The organism is Candidatus Poribacteria bacterium (assembly GCA_009839745.1).
GTDB lineage: Bacteria > Poribacteria > WGA-4E > WGA-4E > WGA-3G > WGA-3G.
In genome coordinates, this window is the sequence record VXPE01000027.1 from 1 (window position 1) to 26001 (window position 26001).

22 protein-coding genes and 1 tRNA gene are annotated in these 26001 nt (G+C 48.6%); all 23 read left to right on the plus strand.

Annotated features, from left to right (window positions below):
* Positions 1–765 precede the first annotated feature (765 nt).
* The 23 genes from F4X88_03735 (at position 766) to F4X88_03845 (ending at position 25416) form a co-directional block, all read left to right on the plus strand.
* The gene (locus tag F4X88_03735) at positions 766–2175 is read left to right on the plus strand and encodes a hypothetical protein (protein MYA55386.1); all 1410 of its coding nucleotides are present in this window, start codon (positions 766–768) and stop codon (positions 2173–2175) included.
* Positions 2172–3164 (plus strand): NAD-dependent epimerase/dehydratase family protein, encoded by a 993-nt coding sequence (locus F4X88_03740; protein ID MYA55387.1) that lies wholly within the window; start codon positions 2172–2174, stop codon positions 3162–3164. Before F4X88_03735 ends, F4X88_03740 begins: the two co-directional genes overlap by 4 nt.
* Positions 3165–3179: 15 nt before the next feature.
* Positions 3180–4007 (plus strand): phytanoyl-CoA dioxygenase family protein, encoded by an 828-nt coding sequence (locus F4X88_03745; GenBank protein ID MYA55388.1) that lies wholly within the window; start codon positions 3180–3182, stop codon positions 4005–4007.
* A gap of 64 nt (positions 4008–4071) precedes the next feature.
* Entirely contained in the window at positions 4072–5115 is a 1044-nt protein-coding gene (locus tag F4X88_03750; protein MYA55389.1) for an Ldh family oxidoreductase, read from the plus strand.
* Positions 5116–5161: 46 nt separating this feature from the next.
* Positions 5162–5761 (plus strand): hypothetical protein, encoded by a 600-nt coding sequence (locus F4X88_03755; GenBank protein MYA55390.1) that lies wholly within the window; start codon positions 5162–5164, stop codon positions 5759–5761.
* Positions 5762–5779: 18 nt separating this feature from the next.
* A complete protein-coding gene (locus F4X88_03760; protein ID MYA55391.1) occupies positions 5780–6472 on the plus strand; it encodes a hypothetical protein in 693 nt (230 codons plus the stop codon).
* A 143-nt stretch (positions 6473–6615) separates the two neighbouring features.
* Entirely contained in the window at positions 6616–7203 is a 588-nt protein-coding gene (locus tag F4X88_03765; GenBank protein ID MYA55392.1) for a hypothetical protein, read from the plus strand.
* A gap of 209 nt (positions 7204–7412) precedes the next feature.
* Positions 7413–8429, plus strand: coding sequence for a phosphate starvation-inducible protein PhoH (gene phoH, locus F4X88_03770; protein MYA55393.1), 1017 nt, complete (start codon positions 7413–7415; stop codon positions 8427–8429).
* 8 nt (positions 8430–8437) lie between these two features.
* Positions 8438–8887 (plus strand): rRNA maturation RNase YbeY, encoded by a 450-nt coding sequence (gene ybeY, locus F4X88_03775; GenBank protein MYA55394.1) that lies wholly within the window; start codon positions 8438–8440, stop codon positions 8885–8887.
* Positions 8888–8943: 56 nt separating this feature from the next.
* Positions 8944–10218, plus strand: coding sequence for an HlyC/CorC family transporter (locus F4X88_03780; GenBank protein ID MYA55395.1), 1275 nt, complete (start codon positions 8944–8946; stop codon positions 10216–10218).
* A gap of 142 nt (positions 10219–10360) precedes the next feature.
* A tRNA-Pro gene (locus tag F4X88_03785) sits at positions 10361–10435 on the plus strand.
* A 42-nt stretch (positions 10436–10477) separates the two neighbouring features.
* Positions 10478–11242 carry a DNA repair protein RecO gene (recO, locus tag F4X88_03790; protein MYA55396.1) on the plus strand — a complete coding sequence of 255 codons (765 nt, stop codon included), beginning with the start codon at positions 10478–10480 and terminating at the stop codon, positions 11240–11242.
* A gap of 88 nt (positions 11243–11330) precedes the next feature.
* The gene (locus F4X88_03795) at positions 11331–14405 is read left to right on the plus strand and encodes a TonB-dependent receptor (protein ID MYA55397.1); all 3075 of its coding nucleotides are present in this window, start codon (positions 11331–11333) and stop codon (positions 14403–14405) included.
* Between the two features lie 135 nt (positions 14406–14540).
* Entirely contained in the window at positions 14541–14783 is a 243-nt protein-coding gene (locus F4X88_03800; protein ID MYA55398.1) for a hypothetical protein, read from the plus strand.
* 15 nt (positions 14784–14798) lie between these two features.
* Positions 14799–15248 carry a type II toxin-antitoxin system VapC family toxin gene (locus F4X88_03805; GenBank protein MYA55399.1) on the plus strand — a complete coding sequence of 150 codons (450 nt, stop codon included), beginning with the start codon at positions 14799–14801 and terminating at the stop codon, positions 15246–15248.
* A 47-nt stretch (positions 15249–15295) separates the two neighbouring features.
* Positions 15296–16126 carry a hypothetical protein gene (locus F4X88_03810; GenBank protein MYA55400.1) on the plus strand — a complete coding sequence of 277 codons (831 nt, stop codon included), beginning with the start codon at positions 15296–15298 and terminating at the stop codon, positions 16124–16126.
* Between the two features lie 298 nt (positions 16127–16424).
* A complete protein-coding gene (locus F4X88_03815) occupies positions 16425–17177 on the plus strand; it encodes a 2'-5' RNA ligase family protein (protein MYA55401.1) in 753 nt (250 codons plus the stop codon).
* 6 nt (positions 17178–17183) lie between these two features.
* The gene (locus F4X88_03820) at positions 17184–18992 is read left to right on the plus strand and encodes a hypothetical protein (protein ID MYA55402.1); all 1809 of its coding nucleotides are present in this window, start codon (positions 17184–17186) and stop codon (positions 18990–18992) included.
* A 41-nt stretch (positions 18993–19033) separates the two neighbouring features.
* Positions 19034–19327, plus strand: a complete 294-nt coding sequence (locus F4X88_03825) for a type II toxin-antitoxin system HigB family toxin (GenBank protein MYA55403.1) — start codon at positions 19034–19036, stop codon at positions 19325–19327.
* Positions 19328–19337: 10 nt separating this feature from the next.
* Entirely contained in the window at positions 19338–19712 is a 375-nt protein-coding gene (locus F4X88_03830) for a transcriptional regulator (GenBank protein ID MYA55404.1), read from the plus strand.
* Positions 19713–19823: 111 nt separating this feature from the next.
* Entirely contained in the window at positions 19824–22799 is a 2976-nt protein-coding gene (locus tag F4X88_03835; GenBank protein ID MYA55405.1) for a hypothetical protein, read from the plus strand.
* Positions 22800–22873: 74 nt separating this feature from the next.
* A complete protein-coding gene (locus F4X88_03840; GenBank protein MYA55406.1) occupies positions 22874–24001 on the plus strand; it encodes a UPF0164 family protein in 1128 nt (375 codons plus the stop codon).
* A gap of 11 nt (positions 24002–24012) precedes the next feature.
* Positions 24013–25416 carry a sulfatase gene (locus F4X88_03845; GenBank protein ID MYA55407.1) on the plus strand — a complete coding sequence of 468 codons (1404 nt, stop codon included), beginning with the start codon at positions 24013–24015 and terminating at the stop codon, positions 25414–25416.
* The last annotated feature ends 585 nt before the right edge of the window (positions 25417–26001 follow it).

The following is a 26001-nucleotide window of genomic DNA, read 5'->3' on the forward strand; positions in this document are numbered from 1 at the left end:
TTGTCAACCCAATTTATCAGTATCGCATCATGAAAGCGTTCCAACCCCTGATAAATGGACTGGAGCACGAATACTTTCCAGAAGACGCAGAAACCGATTTCTTAGATTATCTCGCACCTGATGGACAGATTCGACTACAGGCCTTACTTGATAACTTTCAGAACTTTATCGCCCGGGCAGGCTATCGAATCCTGCAGGTACCGGAGACCCCGAAAGAGTTTGTTGGGCAGTACCTTCTGTTTGCCTATCTTGATCAGTTTGTGCGGTTGGTCCAGGGGCGAATGTACCTGGAAGTCCATACAGGACGTGGTAGAATGGATCTGCTAATTCTTCACAATTCGCAAAAGTATATCGTTGAAACCAAGATTTGGGAGGGCGAGCGTTCATACGCCGCAGGCAAAAAACAACTCGCAGCGTATATGCAGTTGGAGGAAGCAACCGAGGGATACTATGTTGTATTTGATCATCGGAAAAATCCAGTTTCTCGGACAGAAACAGAAATACTCGCGGATCTTACAATTCGGAGTTACGTTATTCCTGTGATCCAAGAACCACCTTTTCAGCAAACATAATAGTGTTCTGCCCATATTCAACTGATAGATAGAATTGTTCGTAGGGGCGGGGTTTCCCCGCCCGACATACCTTAGGACTTCATCAACTTTGAACTGATAGGTAGGCTCGGCGTAGAGGCGAGGTTTCCTCGCCTTCACAGACTTGAAAGCACATAAATTTACATAACGCTGCAAGCAATGGAGGGAAAATGTTATGACTAAAATTACACGAGAAGATATTCAATGCATTGGTGATGAAGATACATTATTGCACTTTTTAGAAGAAAAACTGAACTTACCTATTCCAGAGGGGTATTCGCTTAAGGATATTACCATAAACTATGCTAATTTTGCCCTGGGACTCAGTGGGACAGTTGCCAATCAAGTTTTAGATTGCCAAGAATTCAGTGTTTCACCCGGAGAATCTTCAGGAATTATTCTCATTCGATTCAACAATGAATCGGGCTATGCTGAAGCCTTGCGTGCTATTGCTAAAGGTTTGGATGGACAAAAACGCAGGGTCGCCGAATTGCGTTTTATCTGTATGAATGAATACTTTCAACCTTTCGCAATTGCTTATTTCAAAAACTGGCCGACAGCTGTCTTAAACATTTTGGCTTGGACGCAAGAGAATACGCATATCCACACAAGTTCTGAACATGAGATCCCAACTGCTCTTTTTTCAAAAGATGAGGGCAGAGACGTTCCCTATGGAGAGAAAGATGAACCCCCTTCTGATGAACAGAAGGAAACCAAAGAAACATCAGCTTCTGAAGGCTACGGTGCTACTCAGCAGAGGCACAGATCCAAGCCAACCTCACCTGAGACTTTGCTTGCCAAACTGAGAAAAACTGGAGGACCGTTGAGTCGATACGGTAACCTCCATATCGGTATTGTGCCAGGACACACCGCGTTCCTCATAGATGAATGTACCCGTGATCAATTTGTCAATGAAGATCCTGATAGCATCGAGCTGATAAAACCTTTACTTAAACCGAGGAAATGGAAAGGAGAATTAGGATGTCTCATCTGCATTCCGAGGCACTGGACCGGAAAAGATGAATCGACAGCGGAGCAAATTTTTGCAGAAACCTATCCAGAAATTAGCAAACACATGAGCTCCCACATAGATAAACTAAAAGAACGATCTGCCTATAAGAGCCGTTATGCTACTGCTGAGTTTTATTGGGACTTGCCTGCGTATAATTTTTATGCTGATCTAAAACGTCCGAAAATCTTTTGGCCACCTACAACATCTTCTATGAGCGCTGCCTATGATGATTCTGGGAAACTCCTGACATCCGCTGCATTTTTCTCAACAGAAGACCTCTCTCTATTGGCAATTTTAAACAGCAACCTTTTTGCTTGGTATGCTCATCGGAAGTACTGGAACGAAGCTCTCAAAAGGTTGAAGCTCAACATAGGAAACATGCAGAAGGCTCCAATAGCCGATCGGAGGGAAGAACAAAAAGCAGAACTCACGGAGTTAGTCCAGCGGATACTGAATGACCCTGACAGTTTTGAGGTCGCGGACACTAAATGGAAAATAGACCAATTGATATACGAACTGTATGAATTAACTCCCATGGAGATAAATTTGATAGAGGAGGAATCCAGCCAATGAAAGTTTTAGTTATCGGAGGCACGGGCAACATCAGTCGTGGGATTGTTGCCGCGCTGCAAAACCGAAACCATGAAGTCGTCCTGTTCAATCGCGGACAACACGCCGATCCACCGCCGCCAGGTGTTCGCGTAATTCATGGTGACCGAAAAAATCGTGAGGATTTTGAAGCGAAAGTCGGCGCGGAGGAATGGGATGCAGTCATTGATATGATTAGCTTCAACGCCGAAGATGCCGCTTCCGCACTTCGCGCATGTCAGGGACGCGTCGGACACTTCGTTCACTGTTCAACGGTGATGACCTACGGACCCCCATTCAGCGGGATTAACCTCCCAGAGACGGCACCGTTGCAAGGCACATCCGGCTATGGACTTGGGAAAGTCGAAGCGGATAACCTCCTCTTAGAAGCTCACGCACGCGATGGGTTCCCTGTAACCATTTTCAAGCCGTCCTATACACACGGACCCGGCATGAACCTCCATCGGCAGGTGGGTGGAGACGGCAGTTGGATAGACAGGTTGCGGAAGGGGAAACCGATCCTCTCCGCAGGCGACGGATTGAACTATTTTCAATTCCTGTCATCTCGCGACGCTGGAATTGCGTTTACAGATATATTAGGCAAATCCGATGGCTTCGGCGAAATATACAATATCGTCCATCCACAGGCGCGAACGTGGGACGAATGGCACCGTGCCGCGGCGGAGGCACTCGGTGTTGACATAGAGATTGTGCATGTATCCCTAGAGACACTCATCGCGATGGCACCGGAGCGGTTCAGCGGTTTGCGGGGCAACTTCGGGCACACTCAAATCTTCAGCCACGAGAAGTTGGCAGCAGTATTACCTGAATTTACGCCACAAGTTCCGGTTACAGAGGGTGTAGCAGAAAACATCGCGTGGATGGACAAACACAATCTGGTTCCAGATAGCGATGCCGACGATCTGGAGGATCGGATTATTGAGACGGTTCGCAATCTACCGCGTATCCGGTAGTGCAAAGGTGCAAATATGCTACAAATACAGGGCAATAAAATTGGGGCAGCATTAGGTTCAGAGAGACTTGACCGTGTTGAACATGACCTGCGCGAAGTCGGCTTCCATATCATCGAAAATGTGATTACCGACGAAGAGGCAGACGCAGCGCGCGAGGCAGTCTGGAACATGGTGGAAGAGGATATCGCCAACGGACATGATCACAGTTATGGGGATGGTAAAATTCGACGCGTCTGGGCAATCGTCGGGAAATCGCCAATCTTCCGCTATTTCATCCAGCACCCAACTGTGGTTGCAGTGTGGAAACGGATGCTCGGCGAAGATGTTATCGCTTCCACGTTTACTGCGAACATCGTTGGACCCGGCGCACCGGCAGGCGGTTGGCATATCGACTATCCCTATTGGGCGATGCAATCCCCGTTCCCGTCCGGTTCATTGACGGGACAGACGGTCTGGATGTTAGATGACTTTACTGAAGAGAACGGGGCAACGGCGTGTATTCCAGAGTCACACAAAACGCTCCGCCGCCCGGAGTTAGGAGAGGCAGAAGGGCTTGAGATGCGCATCGCTGTCGCACCGAAAGGCTCTATCATGTTCACGAACGGTGCAATCTGGCATCAGTCTCGGGCGAACCTGACGGATACATCCCGCGTCGGATTACTCGGTATGTATAACCGTTCGGTTATCTATCCACAGGAGGATATGCCGCGTCAGCTGACAGATGACGAGTTGGCAGGCGAAAGCGATGTGCTAAAACAGTTGTTAGGTAGGCATATACCGTTCCGTGATCCTAATCACGGACAGAATTGGCATCGCACGGATGACGGGTTTCGTCAGGTATAGCAAGAGTGTGGAATTCTGAATTGTTTCATTTTGCTGACTGTTTTAAATTTCAGGGAGGGCATTTATGCCGATTGTAACTCATGATGTTTTGAGAAAGTTTGTGTATGACATATACCGCGGGGCGGGTGGCACAGAGGAGGACGCACGTATCGTCAGTGACCACGTCGTCGATTCTAACCTCGTCGGACACGATTCACACGGTGTTATCAACGCCCCGAACTATATCGGCGGCATGGAAGGGGGTCCCGCCGTAGATAAAATGGAGATTGTCAGAGAGAGCGGTGCAGCGACCGTTATCAATGCCAACGGTGCGCTCGGTATGGTTGCCGCTCGTAAGGCGATGGAGATGGCTATCGAAAAGGCAGAAAGCTGCACGATCGGTGCGGTTGGGTTGCATCGGTGTGGGCACGCAGGACGGATGGGTGAATATCCACCGATTGCGGCACGTGCTGGTATGATCGGGATCGTTCTGCTCAACGGCGGTGGACGTTTCATGCATCCGCACGGTGGGACTTCTCGCAGACTGCCACCGAATCCGATTGCGATCTCAGTGCCGCGTCAGGGCGGGGAACCTCTTCTCCTTGATATGACGCTCAGTGTCGTCGCAGGCGGGAAATTGCTCGTTCAGACGGCGCGTGGTGAATCTATACCGGAAGGCTGGATGATAGATGCCGAAGGTGAACCGCTCACCGACCCGAATGCGTTTCGTGAACGTCCACAGGACACAGCCGTTATGCCACTCGGTGGTTTCCAGTTCGGACACAAAGGGTTTGGTCTCGGTGTGATGATAGATGCCATCGCGGGTGGGTTGTCTTGGGCAGGATGTAGCCGTGAAGAACCGACCCGCGGCGCGAGTGGTATTGTGATGTTTGCGATTAAAATTGAAGATTTCATCGATTTAGCGGATTATGAACAAGAGATCGCGTATCTTGTAGAGTGGGTGAAGTCTTCCGCGCGGTTGCCCGGTGTTGACGAAATCTATGCCCCTGGAGAATTTGAGGAACGGAACCGCCAGAAACGCCTGCGTGAAGGTATACCCATAGAAGAGCCGACTTGGAATCGCCTCGTTGAAGCCGCAGAACGCTTTGATGTTCCGGTTCCCGTATAGTGGTAGGCACACGCCGTGTGCCGTAAACATGCAACAGGAGGAGAAAATGAAAGTCTACGGCTTGTTTGTTTTGCTTATCGGTATTGCGGGGTGTGCTGCCCTGAATCAGCCCATTGGTGAGATGACGGCGTCACGCCTCACCTGTGAATCTAACCCAGAGTTTGTAGATGGTAATCTGGAGACGGAGAGCGCATTCGCAGTGAGGGGATTTGTCCGAAAAGCGTATATCCTTCACGAAGGGCAGGGGCGCGGGCTTGCCTATGCACAACGGCGTTACATAACACAGGTTGAAGGGCAACGCCGGACAGAGGCGATTATCAAACTGGATGCTCCGACCTATGTTTCCCATGTAGAGGTCTATCCGGCATCGCGACTGATTCCGAATTTCGCGATGATGACAACGACCGATGACCCCCCGCGCTTTGATATCGCCTTTGAACGGGTGTCCGACAAGCAGCATCAGGACATAGAAGGGCTGAACCCAGTGCGTTATCGTATCGGACGAGAGGTGCTTTATCTGCGAATGAGTGCAGATGGGATAGAGGACAGACAGAATTCCGAACGAACCGCGAACTCAGGCGTTGAGATTCCACTGAAAGGGGCTTCCATCCGGGAAGTCAAATTTTACATCCATCAGACCCCGTAACGGGGAAGGAGCGAGAAAATGAAGAAATGGGCGTTTAGCATTTTATTGTTGCTGTCGTTCAGCATCGCTGGTTGTGCAGGACTTCAAGGGAAATCGGGAACGGAAATTCTACCGTCGCGTTTAACTTGGCTTCAGGACACGCCTATTGAGGAAATCGCATCTTCTCGACTGACCTGCGACACCCATCCCGAAATAGTAGATGGTAACTTGGAAACAGTCGGGACTTTTGAAGTGCGAGGGGCTGTGGAAAAAAAATATGATATCGTGGAGGGCGAGTCGGGTTTCTACGGCAAAAACCAGTATGTAACAGAGCTTGACGGAACAATCCGATGTGAGATTTTGATTAAACTGGAAAAACCGATGTATGTGAGTTCTGTGGAAGTTTATCCGGCGTCGCCTATTCCCACTTTGGCACTCAGCACCGCCTTGGATGAATCGGAACGTCACTTCGGTGAATCCGGTACAGGTTTCAAGCCTGTGCATGACAAACAGTATGAAGATGTAGAAGGCACAAAACCGGTGAAATTCCAAGTGGAAAGGGAATTGCTTTACCTACGCGTGACGGCAGATGCAGTAGAGGATCGACAGGATGCCACGCGGTTTGATGACAGCGTAAGTAACGAAGGAATTGACATTCCATTGAAAGGGGCTTCCATTCGCGAAATCAAACTCTACGGACAACAGCCGTTGTATAGTAAAACAGAAAAGTAAGTGGACATGCTGGGTGGATCATGGAAACGCAAAAGCGTCATCTTCGCTGGCGGGGTATCCTAACCTCGCCAATTATCCGATGTCTACTGAATCGCTGACTTTGCCATAAGAAGAGTTTCCTATCTGATGAAGAGGGCCGAGAAATGAAATTGCGAATGTTCGGCGTTCTATTGTTGCTGGTGTTCGGTGTTATAGGCTGTGCCTTGTTGCAAGAAGCACCCCCTATCGCAATACCAGCTTCGCGGCTTTCTTGTACACAAAATCCTGAGATGGTGGATGGCGACCTGTCGACGGTAGGCACCTTTGCGGCAAAAGGGTCCATCAAAAAAGAGTTTGTGCGAAACTTGAGATACGCGTCACGCCAATATCAGCGTCGAGTGATAGGGAGTCTAAAAACCGAGACGTTGATTAAACTCGACGCGCCGACCTATATCAAGTATATCGAAGTCTACCCCGCATCGACCATTCCTAATTTCGCTTTGGATGCCACTGCTGAAGAGAAATCGCCGAAGTGGATGCTTTCGTTTACGGCGGTAGAGGATAAACGCTCCCAGCGTGTAGAAGGCACACTCCCAGTGAAATTCCAAATTGAACGAATAGTGCTGTATTTGCGATTGACAGCGAATGCGTTGGAGGATTCAGATAATGTGTCCCACGGCAACGAAATAGGTGAATTGCGAATCCCGCTTAAAGGTGCCTCAATCCGAGAAGTTAAATTCTATGGCAGGTAATAAAATCCACTTGACTTTTGTTTAAAAATCTTGTAAAATAAAAATGAATGACGAGGTTGTCTATCGTTGTTCCCCGCAAGGTAAATTAGAAAATTGTGTATAACTCCTGAAATTTGACATTTTTTAGCAGGTGTGCTAAGGTTTAGACAGAACACACGCGGCGAAACCTATAGGTTTCCCGTTCAAATAGCCGGAGGATTAGAATTCGATTGCAAAAACAAGAATCAAAGGGTGTTCCCATACAGAGCAATGCTGAAGTGCAAGCCCTCTTCGGACAAAGTGATGCCTTCTTGAAAATCATCGAAGATGGGTTTGATGTGCGCGTTGTTTTGAAAAGCGACAGCGTCGCTGTCATTGGTGAAGATATTACAGAAGTTAACCGGGTGACAACAGTTCTCGAATCTCTACTTCACCGCATCCGGAAAGGAGAACGCATTCAGACAGCCGATGTCAACTATGTAATTCGAGCGTCGAGTGCGGGTGAACGCGATATTTTAGAGGAAACTGGAGCCGAGTCTATTCCAGTATTCTCGAAACGCGGTGTGATTCGTCCGAAAACTGCTGGGCAGAAACGATATGTTGAGGCAATTAAGCACAACGATTTGGTCTTCGGCATCGGACCGGCGGGAACGGGAAAGACGTATCTCGCTATGGCGATGGCGGTTTCTGCACTCAAAAGCGGACAGGTGAGTCGTATTATCTTGACGCGTCCCGCAGTTGAAGCCGGTGAACGTCTCGGTTTTCTACCGGGTGACATCGCAGACAAAGTCCATCCTTATCTACGCCCGTTATACGATGCCCTCTACGATATGATGCCCGCAGATACACTCGACAAATACATTGAACGCAATGTGATTGAAGTCGCACCTATTGCGTTCATGCGAGGTAGGACCCTCAATAACTCGTTTGTCGTCTTGGATGAAGCACAAAATGCTACTATTGAGCAAATGAAGATGTTTTTGACCCGACTCGGTTTCGATTCAAAAGCCGTAGTTACGGGCGATATTACGCAGACCGATCTGCCGAACCATAAGGTCTCAGGACTCGCAGACGCACAAGAGGTGCTTTCGGATATCAAAGGTATCCAGTTCGTCTATTTCTCTAAAGTTGATGTCGTCCGGCATGAATTGGTCCAACGGATTGTTGAGGCGTATGAGCAGGCATCGCCGCACAATACGAGACGCAACGGGGTGAATCCATCGGATGCCGCCAGTGAAGAAGGATAACCGTTTTGATTCGGGTTACCAATACGAGTCGCGATACCACTTTTGATGTAGAAGTGGTTTACAACGCGGTGCGTGCAACGCTAAAGGCGCATGACGCAGAACCGTGTGAGGTCAGCGTCCTCTTGACAGATGATAGTGACATGAGACAACTCAACCGCGAGTATCGTGGTACTGATGCACCGACAGATGTGTTAGCGTTTTCAATGCGTGAAGGTGAAGATGGTGATGTAAATCCAAGTTTGCTTGGGGATCTTGTTGTCTCCCTTGAAACCGCTGCGCGGCAAGCATTGACGAGAGATGGACTGAGTGGAGATTGCGGTAATCTTGAAACCGAAACCGCGTTGCTCACCGTCCACGGCATGCTACATCTGCTCGGTTACGACCATCAAACGCAAGAAGAAGCCGAGATCATGTTTGAGAAACAGGAGAGTATCTTTCGGTTACTACAGGAAAGGTAAAATTAAAAATCTGATCACCGCGAAATTGGTCCGTTATTAGGAGTGTGATTTTACGTTTGGACGACCTAGCCTTAGTCATCAAACTTGTTAGCTTAGGCATACTTTTAATTCTCAATGCGCTGTTTTCAGCTGCCGAAGCGTTACTTGCTCGGTTAACGCGAGATGATATTCTCAAGTTTGCCGAGGAGGGCGGCAAACGCTACGAACTACTAACTTCCCTATTGCGCAACCCGCGCCACTACTCGTTGACCATTATCACCGCTAAAACGATTCTGATAGTGGTGAGCGTTATGGTATTTATGACGTTTTGGGAATACCAATATCCAGTGGCGAATGCGGCTCTCGCAGTCGCCTGTTTCGTCGTCTTTACTGAATTGTTTCCGAAAAATTATGTGCAGGGTAGCACGGGGGAAGCCACGATTCGAGCACTCAGGGTGCTCCGTGCGCTCTATTGGGGCGGATTCGTGGTTTTAATCCCCTTGAATTTCCTCGCAAACCTTATCGTCCGCGTCTTTGGAGGTAAGGTGACCACAGCACAAGACAGCCTCGTATCTCCAGAGGTTTTGGAGACCCTCGATAACGTCGCCGATAGCCAAGAAATTTTAGAACCAGACGACCGAGAAATGATCTCTCGGATTTTAGATTTGCCAGATAAAGTCGTTCGAGAAATCATGGTTGCACGGACCGACATGATCTGTCTTGAAGTTACCACCCCTGGGGACGAGGTTTTACAGACAACCATCGCCTGCCGACATACCCGTATTCCCATCTATGAGGAAACCATCGACCTAATTGTCGGCATTTTACACGTTAAAGATATGTTGGATTGCTGGGAGAAAGGCGAACCGATCAATTTGGGGGAACTGATCGTTGATCGGAGTCCTTTTTTCACACCAGAGAGTAAGAATATTTCAGAACTCTTCCGGGAACTTCGAGCGCATAAACAGCACATCGCAATCGTTGTGGATGAATACGGCGGCACTGCTGGGATTGTGACGTTAGAAAATATCATCGAAGAAATTGTCGGCGAAATCCACGATGAAGACGAAATCGATGAACAGGATGACTACGTCCAGATAGATGTCAACACCTATTCGGTGGATGCGAGGCTGAATCTTATTGAGTTGAACGAAAAACTCGGGACAGAGCTTGAAGCGGAACACATTGATACAATCGGTGGCTTTGTCGTAGACCATCTCGGGCGCGTGCCTGCACAGGGCGATCAATTTACCTACCGCGGAATCCGTTTTACCGTATTCGAGGCGGATGAACGTCGCGTCCATAGGATTCATCTTCGGGTGCCAGATATCGACACCGGTGATGCATCTTAAAAGTAGGAATTGCTGACCTCCATTCCACGGGCGGACTTTTGAAGGGGACCCGTTTCCGAAGGGAATGGAATTTGTACGAACGTTGCAATTTTGAAATTAATTTGACAATCCGCCGCAGAAGAGGTATAATTAAACATAAGAACGGGGCGTAGCGCAGCCCGGCTAGCGCGCCTGCTTCGGGAGCAGGAGGTCGGAGGTTCAAATCCTCTCGCCCCGACTTTAGTCCTTCAGCGAAAGCGCATCTACCACACCCGAAACCATGGCAGCTCAAAAAACCCAGGCGATTGTCATTCGCACCTTTCCCCTCCAAGAATTCCATAAAATCATTACCTTCTACACGCCTGATTTCGGGAAAGTTAAGGCAGTCGCTTACGGCGTAAAAAGTCCAAAAAGTCGCCTCAGTGGAAGCTTAGAACTCCTCAACCACGGAACCCTTCTCTTTCAGCATCGCGAAAATCGGGAATTGCAAAACATCACCGACTTCAATCTGATTGACGGGTTTGACGCGATTCGTTCCGATTTCACACGCATCACCTACGGATGTTATTTCGCTGAACTCGTAGACAGCATCGCATCAGAGGGGATCGCCAGCCCTGAGATTTTCAGTCTCCTCCATACCACCTACCACGCTTTAGTTCATGCGGATGATATTCCTTTGCTCGCCAGAGGGTTTGAGATTAAGTTTCTCGATTGTGCAGGGTATGGACCGGAACTTTCACGGTGTGTGCATTGCGGTTCATCTGTGAGAGAGGGAACGACAGACAGATTCGGCATCGCTTTCAGCGTCCGATACGGTGGTGTGCTTTGTGGTGAGTGCAAAAATCGAGACGGTGCTGCCTTGGCAATTGCACTCGGTAGTTGCGAATTGTTGAAAGTGCTTCGGAAATCTGAATGGGAGCGGTTTAACCGAATCCGCGCCTCTACCCGCAATCATCAGGAACTTAAGCGTCTGCTTGGCAATTTCATTGAATATCATACCGAACGCACCTTAAAAAGCCTCAGATTTATTGAGAATGTTTTGTAGACCCCAAACGATTTATACGCTGGGTTTCTCGATCAAAATTTTATATATTTAGTCTGGAAACATTCAGAACAGATAAGGAGTTATCAAATTGAAGAAAAATAGTATCTTAAAAACTTTTAGCGGTGAGTTACGGAAACTTGCAAGTTTCACAGGTTTCACTAAAGTGACGCTTTTCTTACTTGTTGCGGGATATATGGCAGTAGGAGTGAACTTTGATGCCTCTGCTGCGATCACTGGAAAAATTGCGGGTGTCATCACCGCTGAAGCAACGAATGAACCGCTGGCAAACGTCACGGTGACGCTCGTCGGAACGAGCAGTACCACGACAACCAACACCGCTGGCTACTATGTTATGACGAACATCCCACCCGGAAGCTATGATGTGAGGGTTAACCTCACGGGGTATGCGGTAGAGACTGTAGCGGGGACAGGGGTAATCGCCGGTCTTACGACGACGTTAGACTTTACCCTAAAAAGTGCTGCGGTGCAACTTGAAGGGATAACGGTGACGGCTGTCAAGCCTCTCGTCAAGCGGGACGTTACGCAGACGACGAGGATCATTGAATCGGACGATATTGAAGCGATGCCCCGCGATACCGTGAATGGGATTTTACAAACCCTTCCTGGGGTTGCGGTCCTGAACTCAACCGGTTCAACGCATGTTCGGGGCGGGAGGTCGATGGAGATTCGGTATCTCATTGACGGTATCCCAATTAATAATCCGATCAGCAGAAGTTTGGGTTTGAGTATCGGCACGAATTCCCTTGAGCAGATGGAAGTCATCACGGGCGGATTCAATGCGGAACACGGGGACGCACAATCCGGTATTGTTAATCTCATCACGAAGGTCGGAACAAATAAATTCTCTGGTAGAATCCGGTACCGGGTCGGACAGTGGGGGACCCATCACGGCGATCCGTTATACGGTCCATGGCTCGATCCAGACAACGGATTTCGACCGGTTGCGATTGAACCCTTCAGAGGTATTTTCTTCGGGCAACCCTACGACTATCAAACGCCCTACCGTGGACAGGATGTCACCGTTGCGGAGTTAGCAGAACGGGAAGGCGATGAACAGGTCGTCTTTACGGAGATTTTCCCGGGCGTATATGCCGACAGGACCCAAAACCCGCTTCAACCGGTGATGGATCCCGAGACAGGTGAACCCCAAGTTAACCCCGATACGGGTGAAACAATCATGACACGCCAACCTTACAAGGATGCCGATGGCACTGTTATCGACTATGAGAAGAGACAGGTTACTTTATTAGACGGTTACGTCGTCGATCTCGAACAGTATAGTGGGTTGTTCAATGACACGAAGAAGTATGATCTATCGCCGAGCCATATCGGTGAATTTGCGCTCAGCGGACCAATATGGGGGAATCGTTTAACGTTTGCCGCCTCCAGCCAGCTATCACGAAATCACAGTTTTTTCCCGAATAGCAACGGGACATCCTATATCTTCCAAGGGAAACTGAAGTTTGAAGTGACACCGAGTATCAAACTCACCGCAAGTGGGCTTTTCAACCGCGGCGAGAGTCATTCCTATGGCGGTTCGCTCCGCTTTTGGCCCAATGCCGTTCCGGTATCAAATTCAAGCGCGCGGAATACGTCCGTGCGACTCTCACATAATATCAACTCTGGTACTTTCTATACGCTGACACTTGGGCAATTTCATCGTTCTGGTGAGGCGCATCAACCCGGAAAGGTGTGGGATCCGTTGGAAAAGACGTTTGGTGAAAACGCATGGGATCCCGATAAATCCTTTGCACAGAATCAAGAAGAGGGCAGAATCAGAAACCCGCCCCAACAGGCTTACAACGATACAACCTATTTCGTCGCAGGTGACAGTAATTCTTGGGGGTCCAGCAGGGCAACAACTTCAATAGCAAGAGCCGATTTTGCCAGCCAAGTTACAGCAAATCACCTGATCCAGACGGGTGTTGAGTTTTTGGGATACGATCTCTATAATCTCAGCACAACAAATTACGGAAGTTCCAACCTCTATATGGAGTACTATGATGTCCAGCCTCAATCCTTGAGTATGTATCTCCAAGACAAGATGGAGTATGAAGGCATGATCGTCAACGCTGGCTTACGATATGACCTGTATAATCCATCTGGAGTCTCACCCGCAGACCCGTTTGATCCGCTCGAACTGAACGACGATGGCACTATTAAATTGGATAAAAGCACCTATAAAGTTGGACTCCCGATCATTAAGAATCCTGTTGAGGCTTCCACCAAACACATGGTCGCACCGCGTCTGGGTATTTCCTTCCCGGTTACCGACCGATCGAAGTTGCACTTTACCTACGGGCATTACTATCAGATTCCGCGAGGTGATGATCTCTACGAAAATCTCAATTTTGATATGCGGGGTGCAATCCGAAGAAGAGGGAACCCTGACTTAGATCCGGAGAGAACCATCGCTTATGAAGTCGGTATCATACGACAATTCACCGATGACTTGACGATTGACATCACGGGGTTCACCAAGGATATTGATAAGCTTGTCAATAGCGTGCATGTTGACATCACCAACGATTACAGTTACTTCCTCAACGGTGAATTCGAGGGTATGCTCCACGGCATCTATGGGCGAGTGCAGGGATTTGAACTCACGATTCGCAAGTGGCGCACAGGCGGAAGTCCGGTCTCTGGGATGCTCAGTTACACCTATTCCGTCGCGAAGGGAAAAGGCTCCAGTCGAAATCTGGGCTATCTCACCTACTATCGACAACAGCCTGACGTAACGGAAAGCCATCCGTTGGCATGGGATCAACGTCACGTTTTTTCTGGACTGTTGGACATCCAATTGCCCCTTGATGCGGCTGTCAATTTAATTGGCAGATATGGCAGCGGTTTACCCTACACACCGAATCCGAGGGCACCCGTCAAACCCGATATCAACTCGAAGCGTTATCCCGCGACCTATAATGTGGACGCACTTATCAGTAAACGGAGTCGCATTGGTGGGTTGACCTATACCTTCTTTGCGGACATTCGGAACATCTTCAACACGAAAAATCTGGACGATCTCTTAGACGCAGTAACATATGACCGATACGGTATCCCGCTTGACAATCAGAAGCATTCGCATCCGTTGTCATGGAGTTCGCCGCGGTTGATTATGATGGGCGTGAGTTTGGATTTTTAGTTGTAGCATAGGAGACCGTTAGCCTGTGCCTTGCGTTTTGGATCTTGTGTTCCACTATCATGGAGTTCCTCGCGCTTAGTGATGATGGGCATGAGTCTGAACTTTTAATTGAATAGGATAATAAGGAGGCGAACGATGCGAATACCGGAAATCGCAGAAGCCATAAAAACGTTAAGTTCGACTGATCGGTCCCACTTACGGAAACTCTTGAAAGCGCAAGACGAAGCCGATAAACTGGAAGTATTTCATCAAGTCCTACTGTCGAAAGGCTTAGTTAAAGAAGTGAAGAACCCTTCTGTCGCTGACACTATTGAACGGCAACTCATTGAGGTCAAGGGGAAACCTGTCTCACAAACAATTATTGAGGAGCGAAAATAGGCGGTGATCTACTATATGGATAGTAGTTGTCTTGTTAAACGTTACGTCAATGAAATTGGTTCACAATGGGTTCTCAGCATCACTGACCCTGCTGCAGGAAACGAGATTTACACTGTCCGTATTACAGGGGTTGAGGTTATTTCTGCTGTCTCGCGTCGGAAACGGGAGGGCACAATTGTCTCGGCTGATGCTGCGATGGTAATTGCCACCTTGAAAAATGACTTACTGAACGAGTATCAGATCATTGAAGTGACCGAGCAGTTAGTGAATCGGGCGATGATCTTAGCTGAAATTTATGGTTTACGCGGCTTTGATGCGGTACAACTCGCAGCGGCCTGCGAAGTTCAGGCACTTTGTATCGCAAGTGGAATTCCACCGCTCTCTTTTCTCTCTGCAGATAGGGGACTCAATGCCGCAGCTGCAGCTGGAGGACTGTCAGTAGATGATCCAAATGACCACCCTTAAATATGATGGGTGTGAGTCTTGACTTTTAGGAGAGATAGCGAACTCAAATGAAACGTCAAAAAACAGTATCCTTATCAAAGATTTACAACCAAGAAGAAGACTTTTCGGCTGATCTTGCTGATAATCTTGATGTGCTCAGAATTGGTAGTTTTGAGGACGCTGAAACGGAATCCAACGTAGGCACGCGCAGAGCAGACATTGTCGCTGTCGGTGAAAATGGTACACTCGTTGTCGAAAACCAATTCGGCAAGGCAAATTGGGATCACTGGGGCAGACTTGAGTCTTACGCGCGCTTGAAGGAAGCCGATGTGGCAGCGTTAGTAGCCGAAAGTTTTGAAGAACTGATGATTGTTACGTGCAATCTGCGAAATGAAGACAGTAGCATTGATTGGTATCTCATTCAAGCACAGGCAAATACGCATGAGGAACTATACTTTCATCATGTTGCTCGACCTGCAATAGATATTCAAACCGAGAGACAACTGGACATTGAATATGATGAATTCTGGGCACCGATTCGCAGGGGTGAACTCGGAAAACTATTTATGGGACCGCCTATGTCTCATCACAATAACGGCTGGATGGGTAATAAAACTATCCCTGGTGTAGAAGTGTGGCTTAGACTTACTAACCAGAAATGCTATATTCGATTGTACTTTCTGAAACCAAACCACTTTGAGCGTCGAGACAAGATTATGCCATTATTTCCGAAATCGGAATACGATTACGAATACAAGGATACACCCACCCGTACAACGGTGATTTTTCCTGTCATTAACAAAGGCAAAAACGACCGCGATGATTGGGATGAAATTCGCGAGAAATTAGTTGCCAAGGGCACTGACATCTACAATAGAATCAAGGATTCTGATCTATAACGCGGGTTGCCATCTTTGTAGCAGAATCCGTTAAATGGGGACAGGTATTGTAGCATAGACTGTTAGTCTGTGCTTGAATGCCGCAAATTGATAGTTTAAGGGAAGGATCGAAAATGAAAACACAAACTTTTACGGCGAGTGTCTGGAAAGAAGATAACTGGTTTATTGCCCAATGTTTAGAGGTCGATATTGCAAGTCAAGGTGAAAGTGAAGAAGGGGCTTTAGACAATCTGGCAGAAGCGTTGGAACTGTACTTCGAGTCCTCAACCGAGTTTGACAGACTTTAAAGAGGTTATGTATGCCATTTGTTGCTGAACTGTATTTTGATCCCTCAACCGAAGAACACCTTCGCGGCGCGTGGCACGCCCTTGATGAAGCAGGAATTAGTGATTCTATGCCCAAAGGTGGTTATCGTCCACATATATCACTTGGGATTTGCGAGCACCTTGAACTTAATGCGTTTGCGAAGGAGCTTTCAACGTTTGCGGCGAGCCTTGCGCCATTCCGATTGTCGTTCCCAAACATAAGCATCTTTTCTACATCGGAAGGGTTTGTTTACTGGGGCGCAACAGCCACTTCGCAATTGCTGAATCTACACGCGGCATTTCATGAAATCTTCAAAAAATACGCAAAAGAACAAAGGGAATATTACACCGTTGGGCAGTGGGTACCGCACTGCACGCTCGCTTTTGGGCTGTCAGAGGACCAGATTACTAAAGCAGTAAACGTTTGTCGGCAAATGGATTTGCCGGTTTCCACGGAAGTCAAAGAGATTGGATTGATGGAGGTTTCCCCTACGGGTTGTCAAACACTATTTTTGTTCAGTTTCAAAACGACTGATACCACCGAACTGAATGACGAATTGCGTCCCGAATACGACGAAACGATGCTAAAAGATGGCGTTCGTGGGAAATACGCGAAGCAATACGCTGCTGGGACAAACATTGTCCGCCTTGAACCAGATGTTGCTGCTGCTTTTCCAAGCGAACAAGCCGTTAATGAGGCATTACGATTCGCTTTGAAAGTAATAGAAGGAGCCAAGAATCTATAACTGCAGATGAATTTTGGGAGAGCACGCTTAAAAAGCGAATTTACACTCGTAAAAATTGTCCTTCTCTGCATTCTGATTGCTTCAGGAGTTCTGGTGCTGCGGAACCTCGGGCACAGTGGCATTACGTATTGGGACGAAGGGTTCCACGCCGTCGTTGCACGGAATTTGACGAAACATCCACTCAAATTCACGCTCTACGATCAACCGTGGCTCCCTTACGACTACAAAGGCTGGGGTGAAAACCACATCTGGCTACACAAACCACCGGTAGCGATGTGGACGATCTGGATTTCGCACCTGATTTTCGGTATCAATACGTTCGCACTCCGATTGCCATCGGCAATCAGTTTAGTTGTGACGACATGGTTGACGTTCCGAATCGCTTCGGATCTCTTTGACAAACGGGCGGGACTCATAGCGGCGTTTCTTCAAGCGTTTAACCCGTTTCTCTTTGAGTCGGTTCACGGCTATCGTTATTCGGATCACATTGACATCGCTTTGTTACTCTGGGTACAAGTCTCGTGTTGGTTCCTGCTCCGAGCGATTCGAACAGGAAAACGGCGGAATTACATCTTATCCGGCGTTGCGATGGGTGTCGCGTATCTGTCGAAAAGTTACCTCGCGCTCATCACCTTTGGTATCGCGCTTGTCTTTTGGTGTGTTGCACGAGGCAAACAAATCTATCACGAGAAACGCAGATCAGATCATCGCTCGCAAAACGAGGCGCAAGAGGCAAAGATTCGCCTCAGAGACATTGGATTACAACTTTTAGCGGCAATTGCGACAGTCGCACCGTGGGTCATCTATTGTCTGATTTACTATCGCAAGGAATTCCTTTGGGAACATAAACGCGTGTTGGATCATCTGAACACAGATGTTGAAAGTTGGGGCGCAAGTTGGGATCGACCGCTGTTTGATTACATGCCGCTGTTTTATCCGGTATTCTATGCCGCACTCATTGCAGCCGTATTATGTTTGATAGTGGTCCTATTCAAGCGTTGGGGGTTGGCGGAACTTTTTGTGTTAGCATGGGGGATCGGTGTGATCGTTCCGCACACGCTTGCACAGACGAAAACACCATCGGCGACGATGATTGCCGTGCCACCGCTACTGATGTGTCTCGCAGCAGTTATCAGCCGAGCATGGCAACGACGAGACTGGATTTATACATCTATTTGGATGGCAGGGATGCTCGCGATTACTGTTATCACTGGCGGGTGGACGCTCGTCAAAAGCAGAGATCAGTTCGATGGACTCAAGAAAGTCGCGCCTTTTATCCAGACGAATTTCTGGATTGTTGAGCAACTGATCGGGTTCGGGGTGTTGCTCGCAATTTTCGTGGGTGTTTATATGCTGATTCGTCACCGCAACCTGCAGAGATGGATATGGCTGGGGCTCCGGACGACCGCACTGATAATCGCGTTGTTCTATGCAGGACGGTATGTGCATGCCGCTTACAGGGTTACGGAGCGGAACAGTCAGGTTCCTCTATACGAAGTGAGCGGGCAACGTCTCCAACGTGAAATGCCAGAGAACGCCTGCTTCTTTCTTGACGATGAACGCGTCGGCGCGCATTTCGATCTGATGTATTATGCCGACAGGTCAACGTATCAGATTTACAATAAGCATAGAAAAGAAGGGCCTCGCGATTTCAAGAGTCAAGCAGAGATAGCACGCGAAGCGGGTGCGATCCCGTATCTTTTCTCTGTCAAAGAAACGGTTTACAATTATCCCTTGTTCATCGAAGGCGAAGTGGACATCGGAAACGGAAAAATGCAACAGTATCGGGTTTTTGAAATTGCAGAGACCCAGTGATTAGATGAATTGCCAGTTGTAAATTATGGTTTAATACCTATATGAGAATTATATCACGCAGTGCTTTAAGAGACTTTTGGGCAAGACATCCCAATGCTGAGGGATCTCTGCAAGCGTGGTATGCTAATGTGAAACGGGCAAAATGGAGAACACCATCTGAGGTCAAAGCAATTTATCGAAATGCCAGTTTCATTGGAAACAACCGGGTAGTGTTTAATATTAAAGGCAACGCCTACCGTTTGGTAGCGGCAATTAATTATCAATACGGTATTGTTTACGTCCGATTTGTTGGGACACACCAAGCCTATAATCGGATTAACGCCGCTACAATCTGAGGTGATAACAATGAAAATTAAACCAATTAAGACCGAAGCAGACTATGAAGCTGCGCTAAAGGAAATAGAACAACTGTGGGGATCAAATTATGGTTCACCAGAAGGGGATAAACTTGATGTGCTCGTCACGTTGGTAGAAGTTTATGAAGATGAGCATTATCCCATTCCACCACCAGATCCTATTGAGGCGATTCTTCACTACATGGAAAATCGAGGGTTATCTGAACGCGATCTTGAACCCTATCTCGGTTCGCATCCATGCGTGTCAGAAGTCTTGGCTCGTCAACGCAGTTTATCTCTGGACATGATTCGGAAATTGCACATGGAACTTGGAATACCAGCGGATATTTTGGTGCAGCCTTATGCATTACGAGCGGCTTTATAAACATTTTTGATATTTACTGGAATCATTTCTTGCCTACATTTTCCATCAAGTTCCATCAAGAGCGATTTGTCATTGCAACATTCAATAAATATATGAGGTGAAACGTAACCTATGAGATTATTACGATTTATATGCTTATCTACAATTTTGATGCTCGTCGCGTTATGGGCGAGCGCAGACGTGGATTGGAAAGCGCTCGATGTCGGCAACCTATCGTCGGCTATCTATAATACAGCAGTTGTTGGGTTTCCAAGCAACCCTACAGCGAACCCTTCAGGATGGTGGCCCGCAGGCACAAACGATTCCTATATCTTCGAGGGAAATATCTGGATCGGTGCGAAAAAAGGCGGGGAGATTGGCGTTTCTGCGTCAGACGGCAGGCACAGCGAAATTTGGCCCACTGACGACGTGCCAGAGGTTATCTCAAACAAACCCGGTGTAACAACAAAAGAAACACCAACGAACCAAGCACTCATGTTCAAATGCTCTGACACAAACCCTGAGGCGAATAAGGATTTGATTTTGGGTTTAGAGCTCGTGGTCAACGGGTTTCAATGGAGCTACGCACCGCTCTACGATTTCTTTATTCTGGAGTATAACGTCAAAAATGTTGGGAGCGACACGCTCGAAGACGTATTTATGGCGTTCCGATACGACGTAGACATCTCCAGTAACGAGACAGGCACGGCGAGTTACTCCGCTGACGACTTCGTTGCCCTTGACCAGACACCAGATGCCCTCAACCCTGTAGATCATCCCAATCGTTACCTCTCTTACGGATTCTCAAACGCCTCGGCACCCGGGTATATCGGCTTACGGGTATTGGATGCGTATACCGGGGAGAATGCTGAGGATCCGGCGGCAAAAATCCCTTTCACAGCACACAAACGGATTACGATCTCCACCGACCCAACGACGGATGCGGAGATGTACGCGCTTATCAGCACGCCCGGTGTTGAGCCACTCCCCGCAAACTATGATGACCAACGGTTCATCCAATCATACGGACCAGTTGAATCGCTTGCCCCTGGAGATTCCTTCAATATTATTATCGCGGTGGCAATCGGTGAAGGGCTTTCCGGTCTACAAGCCTCTGCAGACTGGGCACAGAAGTTATATGATGATGGCTACGTCGCACCAGCACCGCCGCCTTCACCCCTGGTAACCGCGTATCCCGCCGATAAACAGGTGACGCTCGTCTGGGAAAGCGAGGGACGTTGGGTTGATGCTGGTGTCAACAAGAGCATCGAAGAATATATTGATGTAACCGATCCAGAGAAAATTTTTGAGGGGTATCGGGTTTATAGGCGTGGTGTTTCTTATGATGAATCCACGGGCAATCCGGTCGAAGATTGGACGATGCTCATGGAGTTCGATAAACCGAGTGCTACCGGCAATTTCTTTACTGTGTCGCATGTGGGTAAGCAGTCAGATGCGATCATTGAGGGCATGGGCGATGAGCCTTTCTTCGCGGATTTCTTCAAAAACGCCGTCTACGTCATCAAATTCAACTCCAGCACAGATTTTGAAGTGATCAATACGACGCTGTGGGAAGTTATGGCGTATAACCCCGCCTTCCCTGGGAATGGCGGCGGATATGTCGTCATCAAAGACCCAAATACAGGTGAACCGCATCCCGACGGGACGTATCGTTCCGGGGCTCGAATCTATTTTGGTGGACTCTACGTGCAAATTAGCGACGGTCCCTCAGGTCCCCCTGTCGCTGGCGACGTTTTCCAAATCGTCTCGACCCCTTCACAAGCACTCGGTGGGGACGCAGGCATCAAGAATTTTTACACCGATGAAGGCTTAACCAATGGACTTGAATACACGTATGCCGTGACCTCCTATGATACAGGCAACCCAAAAACGGGGTTAATCGCGATGGAGAGTAGCCAGATTGAGACGATGGTTCACGTTGTTCCACGCGCCCAACCCTCGGGATACCGAGAGCCTACTGCTGATATAGAACAGCACGGACAGGGAACCGTTACTGTTGAACCGATGGTGCTTGCGCCTAACAAGGTAACAGGACATCAATACAAGATAGTCTGGTATGGTGCCAAGCAAACGGGGCCCGCGGCATATATCACCGGTCCCGGATATCAACCCCCCGCCTACGAGATCGTCAATATGACGACCGACGAAACTGTTGTTGAGCTACAATCCTTTGATTGGTTCGATCCGCTCCATCAAGAGGCCGTTGAAGTCCTTTCACCAATGTTCGATGGCATCGTTTTGAAGATAACTGGGGCTAACGTATCCTACGGAACTCCGATGGAAAATCCGATTAACGACGTTAAACTGACAGCGGGCACAGTGACAGGGTGGGAGGTGAACATCCAATCCCCCGGTTTCGGTGAGAATACCTGGCCGAATATTTTCTGGGCAACCTACTATCGTCCACACACGTACTCAATTACGTTTGTTGATGATACCCACGTCAAGGTGGTAGATGAAAATACGGGTGAAGAAATTCAATTCAACGACCAACGCGCCGCTGGATACGCTATTCTCACAGGCACGGGCTGGAGGGATACATATAACCCAGCAGAAACACCCGGTTTCTTCCGAATCTACATTCGTGGCGGATATGTCTTTATAAAAGATCCGAACGCTGAAATCTCCGCTGGCGATGTTTTTACTGTTGAAATGGGAGGTATTAGCGCACCACAGGATGAGGATCAGTTCCTGCTCAATACAAAAGGGGAGACCCTCTCTCCTGAAGACATTGCAGCCGATCTCGGGAAAGTTCGGGTCGTTCCAAACCCCTATTTCGTTACGAACAGAGCGGTCCTGTCCGAAGGAACAGACAAGATTTTCTTCACGCACCTCCCACCGCAGTGTACGATACGGATTTACACATTAGCGGGTGAATTAGTCCGAACCCTTGAACACGAGAGCACTGCCCTTTATAACCCGGGTGAACGGGCACAGGGTGACAAGGGCGGGACAGCGTCATTTGAACTCCTCAATCGCTATAATCAGGCACTCGCGAGTGGTGTTTATATCTATCATGTTGAAGCCAGAGACGAAAGTGGTGAAGTCGTCGGTAACAAGATCGGCAGATTTGCGATCATTCGATAGCTCGTTCCTTTTTAATAATCAACTGAGGATTTTGGTTCTACAGAACGCGCAGCCCGTAATGTAATGGAGGGCGGATGTACGGCGGAGAACGTGAAAACTATAACTCACTTGACCGAACCGCAAGGAAAATTAAAAAAATGCGACATGTGATTTACAAGTTATTGTTCATACTTCTTTTAATCTGGGGGTTTCCCGCGCACGCCACAACCAATGTCGGCACGGCGGGTGCCCAGTTTCTGAAAATCGGTCCCGGTGCGCGGGTAGACAGTCTTGGGGGAGCGTTTGGCGCGCTTGCCAACGACGTAACAAGCATCTACTGGAACCCCGCAGGAATAAGCCAACTCGAAAAAACCAGTTTTTCAGACACACATACCGTCTGGCTTGCCGATGTCCGGTATAACTATCTGGCGTTCGCAACGCCGATAAAAAACATCGGCACTTTAGGCGCGAGCGTCACATTTCTCAACGTCCCTGATACGGAGATTACCACGCTCGCAAAGCCCGATGGCACAGGGCTCTGGTATTCCGCTTATGATACTGCTGTTTCGTTGGCGTATGCCCGACAACTTTATGAACAGGAATCTGGGGTTAAGTTGTCTGTCGGTATTAACGCCAAATACATCCATCAGCAGATCCACCGCGAAAGTGCCAAAGGGGTCGCTATTGATGTCGGGACCTTGTACCATACCGGTTGGCGAAGTTTACGGATCGGGATGTGTTTCTCGAACTTTGGACCGGAGATGCGCTTCGGCGGCCCCGATTTGACAAGCGGGTCAGAAGTGGCAGGGGACCCACGAATAGCAAGTTACCGTCCATTTCCAGACACCACGAATCCGGAACGCAAAGCAGAATTAGAGACGATTGAATTCCCGCTGCCCTCCAATTTCCGGCTCGGGCTCGCCTACGATATTATTGATTCCGGTAGCAATCTTCTCACCCTCGCACTCGATGCCAACCATCCCAACGACAACAGTGAACGATTGAACATCGGTATGGAGTACTGGTACAGAAAAATGGCAGCAATTCGTGGCGGTTACAAGTTCCGCTTGGGTGAAGACCGCGCCGACGATGAAGAGGGACTTACGCTCGGCTTGGGTATCCATCTGAACCTTGGCAGACGGATGCTTTCTCTCGATTATGCTTATGCTGACTTCGGACGTTTACAACAGGTACACCGAGTGAGTGTGGGGCTCCAATTTTAAGGATACCGAATATGACAAACACACCGAATATTGTCTATCTTCTCGCAGATCAGATTCGTGCATGCTCATTGCCGGTATATGGCGATACGCAGATCGAGACACCACACATCGACCGACTTGCACAGGAAGGCACCGTTTTTTCAAACGCAATCGCTACTGCGCCTGTCTGCACCCCTTACCGTTCCATGATGCTCACCGGACGGCACCCACAAACAACCGGTCATCTCATTAATTTCGTCAGAACCCGGCACGATGAAATCGGGCTCGGAGACGTTTTCAGCAGAAACGGGTACCGGACAGCGTGGGTCGGAAAATGGCATCTCCACACCGGTTCATTCCCGGAGATCGGGGGACGCGACTACGTCCCTGAAGGGCGTGACCGTCTCGGATTCCAACACTGGCGCGGCTATAACTTCCATACCGACTATTTCAACGGGACAGTGAACCTTGACGATTGGCGGAACGAAACGTGGGAAGGCTACGAAACTGATGCCCTGAACCGATACGCTTTCCAGTTCATGGATGATGTGGATGACGATACCCCGTTCTGTCTGTTTATCTCCCCCCACCAAGCGCACTCCACGCCTTATGAATTCGCACCACCGGAATACTATGACCGGCTACCCACCGAACTCCAACTGCCAGAAAATGTTCCAGATTCGGTCAAAGAACAATCCTTAGAAATTTACCGCCACTATCTCGCCATGACGCTAACGGTGGACGATATGCTCGGTGAACTGATGGCGTATCTCGAAAGAACGGGACGTGTCGAGAATACACTGCTCGTCTTTGGCTCTGACCACGGCACACAAGGCGGCGGACAAGGCATCAATTTCTGGGCGAAGCGGGAGCCTTACGAGGAATCCATCAAAGTGCCCCTGATTATGCGGCTGCCCGGCGTTTTCGAGGGGAATCGCACCTGTGATACACTCACCTCCCCCGTAGACCTGTTCCCATCGCTTTGCGGTTTATGTAGCATTCAACCCCCCCGAACCGTCGAAGGCTACGATCTATCAGCGTCTTGGCGCGGTAATGCTAATGCTTTTGAACAGGATGCCGTTTTGACGATGAACTTCGGATCGACCTACGATTACCTGATTGATGGTAACGAGTGGCGTGGTGTCCGCACTAAAACGCATAGTTACGCCCGTTGGTTCGATGGTAAACGGATGCTGTATGACGTGGCGGCGGATCCGCTACAGATGAACAATCTGATTGACGCACCCGAAGCAGAATCGTTAGCCGACGAAATGGAGAACACCCTCACAAACCTGATGGATGCTCGCAACGACGAACTCCAGCCTGCGACAAGTTATACGGATTGGTATGACGCACAACGTCGCATCGTCCGCAACGCCCACGGTCCCCTCGGCGACCCAGAGGACGAACCCGATTGGTCATTATTGAAGCCTTAAGTTAAGACATTCCGTAGGTGTTTTTGCTTGGGTGTTTCCCCCAGGTTGAACGTAGTGAAACCCAACTTCAGCACGTTCATCCTCTTTCTGTAAGAAGAGTTTCTAACCCGACTTTCTCGGTAGACCTATGTCCCGTCGCTGGCGAGATTTCCTCCCAACCTCGCTTGACCCTACAAACGGTAGGTGCGGAATGTAATACATTGTCCCGCAAGTCCACACGTTGTCCTCGGATGCCACACGCGCATCCGTTCTGGCGCTACGGATTTAGTTTATTCCCGGACTAAATCCCCTAACCGCACCGGAATCCCAAAACATTGCTCTTTAGTCCTGTCCGGTTGATTGTTTGTGTCTTTTTCAATATGTTGATGAAACACGTGTGTCACGAAACACAAAACCCCATCGGTGCGACATACGTGTAGCAGCATGTTTCTCCCTGCGTTAGCCCCGTTGGTGCGATATGTCTACAGCACTTTCTTGGGGTTTTGCTTGGGGGTTTCTCGATTTCTTCAAATTTCCCAATTTGCGATACCTCGGTGAAGATGTCCGAAAAAAACAAAAATTGAATGGGGCTGACAACATGCGTGA

Coding starts and splice junctions, on each gene's coding strand:
- F4X88_03735 (MYA55386.1), top strand. CDS start 766: ATGACTAAAATTACACGAGAAGATATTCAATGCATTGGTGATGAAGAT.
- F4X88_03740 (MYA55387.1), top strand. CDS start 2,172: ATGAAAGTTTTAGTTATCGGAGGCACGGGCAACATCAGTCGTGGGATT.
- F4X88_03745 (MYA55388.1), top strand. CDS start 3,180: ATGCTACAAATACAGGGCAATAAAATTGGGGCAGCATTAGGTTCAGAG.
- F4X88_03750 (MYA55389.1), top strand. CDS start 4,072: ATGCCGATTGTAACTCATGATGTTTTGAGAAAGTTTGTGTATGACATA.
- F4X88_03755 (MYA55390.1), top strand. CDS start 5,162: ATGAAAGTCTACGGCTTGTTTGTTTTGCTTATCGGTATTGCGGGGTGT.
- F4X88_03760 (MYA55391.1), top strand. CDS start 5,780: ATGAAGAAATGGGCGTTTAGCATTTTATTGTTGCTGTCGTTCAGCATC.
- F4X88_03765 (MYA55392.1), top strand. CDS start 6,616: ATGAAATTGCGAATGTTCGGCGTTCTATTGTTGCTGGTGTTCGGTGTT.
- recO (MYA55396.1), top strand. CDS start 10,478: ATGGCAGCTCAAAAAACCCAGGCGATTGTCATTCGCACCTTTCCCCTC.
- F4X88_03800 (MYA55398.1), top strand. CDS start 14,541: ATGCGAATACCGGAAATCGCAGAAGCCATAAAAACGTTAAGTTCGACT.
- F4X88_03805 (MYA55399.1), top strand. CDS start 14,799: ATGGATAGTAGTTGTCTTGTTAAACGTTACGTCAATGAAATTGGTTCA.
- F4X88_03810 (MYA55400.1), top strand. CDS start 15,296: ATGAAACGTCAAAAAACAGTATCCTTATCAAAGATTTACAACCAAGAA.
- F4X88_03815 (MYA55401.1), top strand. CDS start 16,425: ATGCCATTTGTTGCTGAACTGTATTTTGATCCCTCAACCGAAGAACAC.
- F4X88_03820 (MYA55402.1), top strand. CDS start 17,184: ATGAATTTTGGGAGAGCACGCTTAAAAAGCGAATTTACACTCGTAAAA.
- F4X88_03825 (MYA55403.1), top strand. CDS start 19,034: ATGAGAATTATATCACGCAGTGCTTTAAGAGACTTTTGGGCAAGACAT.
- F4X88_03830 (MYA55404.1), top strand. CDS start 19,338: ATGAAAATTAAACCAATTAAGACCGAAGCAGACTATGAAGCTGCGCTA.
- F4X88_03835 (MYA55405.1), top strand. CDS start 19,824: ATGAGATTATTACGATTTATATGCTTATCTACAATTTTGATGCTCGTC.
- F4X88_03840 (MYA55406.1), top strand. CDS start 22,874: ATGTACGGCGGAGAACGTGAAAACTATAACTCACTTGACCGAACCGCA.
- F4X88_03845 (MYA55407.1), top strand. CDS start 24,013: ATGACAAACACACCGAATATTGTCTATCTTCTCGCAGATCAGATTCGT.